Genomic DNA, 4,262 nt, shown 5'->3' with positions numbered 1-4,262 from the left:
GCCGCCCCCGTGAACCCCGCGCCCGTCCCGTCCCCGGTACCCGTAAAGCCCGCCCCACGTTCCCGTAAACCCCGCCCCGCGCCCACCCACCGGGGGCGGCCGGACACAGGAGAGGTGCCATGAGCAAGCAGACGATTCTGGGACGCGTCACGCAGTTGGCGAAGGCCAACATCAACGCGCTGCTCGACCAGGCGGAGGACCCGCAGAAGATGCTGGACCAGCTCATCCGCGACTACACGGCCAACATCGCCGAGGCCGAGCAGGCGGTGGCCGCCACCATCGGCAATCTGCGGTTGCTGGAGCAGGACCACCGGGAGGACGTCGAGGCGGCGCGGGAGTGGGGCGGAAAGGCGCTGGCCGCCAGCCGCAAGGCGGACGAGCTGCGGGCGGGCGGTTCGGGGCCGGAGGCGGACCGGTTCGACAACCTGGCGAAGGTCGCGCTCGGCCGGCAGCTCCAGTCCGAGAAGGAGGCCGCGACCGCCGAGCCGGTCATCGCCGCGCAGACCGAGGTGGTGGACAAGCTCAAGGCGGGCCTGGACCGGATGAAGGCGAAGCTGGCGGAGCTGAAGGCGAAGCGGGACGAGCTGGTGGCCCGGGCCAGGTCGGCGGAGGCGCAGAACCGGATGATGGACGCCGTCGGCAGCGTCGACGTGCTGGACCCGACGAGCGAACTGAGCCGGTTCGAGGACAAGGTGCGCCGGGAGGAGGCGCGGGCCGTGGGCAAGCAGGAGCTGGCCGCCTCCTCGCTGGACGCGCAGTTCGAGCAGCTGGACGCGCTGGGCGACAGCGCCGAGGTGGAGGCCCGCCTCGCCGCGCTGAAGACCACGAAGTGACGCGGGCGCGGCGGGCGGGCCGGGCTCAGAACATGCTGAGCAGTTCCTCCACCGAGCGTTCGGCGGGCGGCCGGCCGTCCGGCAGCGGCAGCTCGAACCAGACGGTCTTGCCGCGCGGGGTCCGCCGCGCGCCCCACGCCGCGCTGAGCAGTCCGACGAGCTGGAGGCCCCGGCCACCCTCGTCCGTGTCGCGGGCGCGGCGGCGGCGGGGCTGGACGAGGCCGGCGTCCCAGACCTCGCAGACCAGGGTGCGGTCGCGCAGCAGCCGGAGCCTGATCTCGCCCTCGCCGTAGCGCAGGGCGTTGGTGACCAGCTCGCTGACCAGGAGTTCGGTGGTGTCCACCAGGTCCTCCAGGCCCCAGGAGGTCAGCTGGTCGCGGGCCAGTTCGCGGGCGCGGCCGACCGAGCGGAGTTCGCGGGGCAGCCGCCAGTCGCCGACGGCCTCGGCGGGCAGGCCCTGGATGCGGGCCATGAGCAGGGCGATGTCGTCCTCGCCGTGCCGGGTGTGCAGCGAGCCGAGGACCCGGTCGCAGACGTCCTCCAGCGGCTGTTCGGGGGCGATGAGCGCCTTGCGGAGCGCGGCGAGGCCCTCGTCCAGCGGGTGGTCGCGCGACTCGACGAGCCCGTCGGTGTAGAGGCCGAGCAGAGCGCCCTCCTTCAGCTCGACCTCGACCTCCTCGAAGGGTTCGCCGCCGACGCCGAGCGGCATGCCGGGGGGTACGTCGAGCAGTTGGGCGGCCTCGCCCGGCTCGACCACGACGGGCGGCAGATGGCCCGCGTTGGCGAAGGTGCAGCGCCGGGTGACCGGGTCGTACACCGCGTAGACACAGGTCGCGAGGTACACCTCGGAGAGGTCCGCCTCGCGGGACTTGTGCGCGGCGCGGGCGGGCCACTGGGCTCCCCCGCCGCCGGAGGAGGAGGCGGAGCCGGGGGTGCCGAGCCCGCGGGCGACCTCGTCGAGCGCGGAGAGCACTTCGGCGGGCTCCAGGTCGAGCAGGGCCAGGGTGCGCACGGCGGTGCGCAGTTCGCCCATGGCCACGGCGGCGCGCAGCCCGCGGCCCATGACGTCGCCGACGACGAGGGCGGTGCGGTGTCCGGGCAGCTCGATCACGTCGAACCAGTCGCCGCCGACCTCGTTGGCGGTGTTGCCCGGCAGGTAGCGGCAGGCGATGTCGAGCCCGGCGGCCTCCGGGTCGCCGGGGGGCAGCAGGCTGCGCTGGAGGATCAGGGCGCGTTCGTGCTCGCGGCGGTAGAGGCGGGCGTTGTCGATGCAGACGGCGGCGCGGGCGGCCAGTTCGGTGGCCAGGGTCCGGTCCCGGTCGTCGAACGGCTCGCTGCCCTTCGTACGGGAGAACCGCACGAGGCCGACCACGGTGTCGTGGGCGACCATCGGCACGGCGAGCGTGGACTGCACGAAGCCCCGGTCGTCGCCGGGCACGTCGGCCGCGCGGCCGGTGCGCAGGGCGATGGCGCAGGGCGAGCCGAAGGGGTAGCGGTGGACCGCGCCGAGCGCGGGGGGTCCGGTGGTCCCGCCCGGGGGCCCGGAGTCGGCGGCGCCGTGGGCGGGGACGGCGTCGGACACGGCGCTGGCGAAGGCGACGCGGCGCAGTTCGGCGGAGCCGCCGACCGCGTCCCGCGGCAGCGCGTTCCAGCTGCCGGGCGCCGCCTCGTCGCCGGTGAGCAGGGCCTGGTAGAGGTCGACGGAGGCCATGTCGCAGAAGACCGGCACGGCGACGTCGAGGAGTTCGCGGGCGGTGGTCTCCAGGTCCAGGGAGTTGCCGATGCGGGCGCTGGCCTCGTTGAGCAGGGCCAGGTTGCGGCGGGCGCTGGCGGCCTCGCGGGCGGCGGTGTGGCGCCGCGTCACGTCGGTGGCGAGGCCCGCGATGCCGATGGGGCGGCCCGAACCGCTGTGCACCCGGTAGAGGTTCATCGACCAGTGGCGGCGTTCGGTGTCCCCGGGGGCCGTGCCGACGAGCTGGAGGTCGGTGACGGAGTTGCCCGTCTCCAGCACCCGTTCGAGGGTGGCCGTGAGGCGGTCGGCCTCGGCGCCGGTGAGGTAGTCGGCGACGGTGCGGCCGCGGTGGTCGTCGGCCCGGCCGCCGAAGACGGTGGCGAAGCGTTCGTTGGCGCGGACGACGGTGAGGTCGGTACCGAACAACACGAAACCGAAGGGAGATTGGCCGAAAATCGCCTGCGAGGCGGCGAGATCCGTCTCGATGCGGCGCAGTGCGCGGACGTCCACGACGATGCAGACGGCCGCCCGCTCGCCGGTGGCGGTCTCACTGGGCATCACATAGATCTCGGCCAGTCCGTGCGCCCCGCCCTCGCCGGGCATCCGGAACGGGACGAGCCCCGTCCACTCCTTGCCGTCGAGCACCTCGCCCACCCTGCGGTGGCCCTCGCGGCGGACCTCGCCCGGCAGGAACGCCTCGACCGGGTCCTTGCCCAGGGCGTCCCGCGCGGCCACGCCGAAGAGACCGGCGGCCCGGCGGCTCCACTGCTCGATCAGCCCGTCCGGCCCGATCGAGAAGGAGGCGACTCTGATGTAGTCGTAGATCGAGCCAGGCGGACTGCTCTGCCACACCACGTCGCCCGCTGTCCCAGGTATTTCGCTCACGCGACCGTCCCCTCCAGCTCACACACCGGACCGGTCATGCCCGCAGTATTCAGCACTACGGCCCCGTCCGGCACGGCGTTCACGATCACAGCACGGTCTCAGTCCCTTTCAGCCAGGTTCTTCCCGACCTCCGGTGATCGCTGTGCGTCCCAACCTCACTCCTAACCAGGCAGAGCCAGCTCGAACCACACCGTCTTGCCGCTCTTTCCCCGCCGGGTGCCCCAGCGGCGAGCCGCGCGGGCCACGAGCTGCAGTCCCCGGCCGCTCTCCTCGTCGGGCCCCGGCGTACGTTCGGTGGGTGCAACCGGAAGCGGATCGGAGACTTCCACCACCAGACCGGGGAGCGCGGCGGCGCGGTCACCGGCCCGCCTCGGGTGCGTCACGCGCACGCCGACGGGCCCCGGTGTGTAGCGCATGGAGTTGGTCACCAGCTCGCTGACCAGCAGAACCGCCTCGTCGACCACGGCCGCGTCGAGACCCCACCCGCCGAGCGCGCCCCGGACCGCGTGCCGGGCGGCACGCACGGCCCCGGGGTCGGCCGGAAAGCTCCACTCGGCGCAATCGCCTTCGGTTTCGGTCACGCCGATCACTCCCAAGAGCCGGCAACGGTGATGTCCTGCTGCGGGGGGACAAAGCAGCACATACCCGAAATTCGGCACCGAATACCGCTGGTCTCGACACGCGGGGCGTACGGGTGTACGGCGGTGCGCACGTACGGGTGCCCCGGGAAGCGGGGGCGCACGCACCCGGCGCCGCGCTCCGCACCGCGGGCGCCCCGTCCGCGCCCGTGCGCCGCCGGTGCCCGCCTCCGG

The 4,262-nt window shown here is 73.7% G+C and carries 3 protein-coding genes; 1 reads left to right on the top strand and 2 read right to left on the bottom strand.

The features are described 5' to 3' along the window. Positions 1-119: 119 nt before the first annotated feature. A complete protein-coding gene (locus MHW47_RS32685) occupies positions 120-833 on the top strand; it encodes a PspA/IM30 family protein (protein ID WP_239227469.1) in 714 nt (237 codons plus the stop codon). Between the two features lie 25 nt (positions 834-858). On the opposite strand, the gene MHW47_RS32680 is transcribed toward MHW47_RS32685, so the two are convergent. Both MHW47_RS32680 and MHW47_RS32675 read right to left on the bottom strand, forming a co-directional pair. Continuing rightward, positions 859-3,417 (bottom strand): SpoIIE family protein phosphatase, encoded by a 2,559-nt coding sequence (locus MHW47_RS32680; RefSeq protein WP_239227470.1) that lies wholly within the window; start codon positions 3,415-3,417, stop codon positions 859-861. Positions 3,418-3,611: 194 nt separating this feature from the next. Beyond that, the gene (locus MHW47_RS32675) at positions 3,612-4,040 is read right to left on the bottom strand and encodes an ATP-binding protein (RefSeq protein ID WP_239227468.1); all 429 of its coding nucleotides are present in this window, start codon (positions 4,038-4,040) and stop codon (positions 3,612-3,614) included. Positions 4,041-4,262: the final 222 nt, after the last annotated feature.

The sequence above is a fragment of the Streptomyces sp. OfavH-34-F genome (assembly GCF_022347745.1).
Taxonomy (GTDB): domain Bacteria; phylum Actinomycetota; class Actinomycetes; order Streptomycetales; family Streptomycetaceae; genus Streptomyces.
The sequence above is the reverse complement of the archived record's forward strand: the minus strand, read 5'-3'. Positions and strand labels throughout refer to the sequence as shown.

Coding starts and splice junctions, on each gene's coding strand:
- MHW47_RS32685 (WP_239227469.1), top strand. CDS start 120: ATGAGCAAGCAGACGATTCTGGGACGCGTCACGCAGTTGGCGAAGGCC.